Origin of the sequence: Campylobacter sp. 2018MI13 (assembly GCF_018501135.1) — a bacterium.
In the GTDB taxonomy this organism is placed as follows: domain Bacteria; phylum Campylobacterota; class Campylobacteria; order Campylobacterales; family Campylobacteraceae; genus Campylobacter_E.
The window spans coordinates 1-233 of sequence record NZ_JAHCZC010000349.1 but is presented as its reverse complement, the minus strand read 5'-3'; the positions used below and the strand labels follow the sequence as shown (position 1 = coordinate 233).

Here is a 233-nt window from a genome sequence, read left to right as displayed (position 1 = left end):
ATCAAATACTGGAGCTACTGGCTTATCTTCAGGTTTAACTTCTGGAGTTACAACATCTTCAGTTTTATCTTCTTCAGGTTGTTTATTGTCTTCAGTGTTTTCAGGTTTATCTTCAGGTTTAACTTCTTGAGTTACAACATCTTCAGTTTTATCTTCTTCAGGTTGTTTATTGTCTTCAGTGTTTTCAGGTTTATCTTCAGGTTTAACTTCTGGAGTTACAACATCTTCAGTTT

The 233-nt window shown here is 33.9% G+C and carries 1 pseudogene; it reads right to left on the bottom strand.

Features of this window, described 5'->3' with window-relative positions:
- A pseudogene (locus KJQ99_RS10340) lies at window positions 1-233 on the bottom strand (hypothetical protein); the annotation flags it as partial.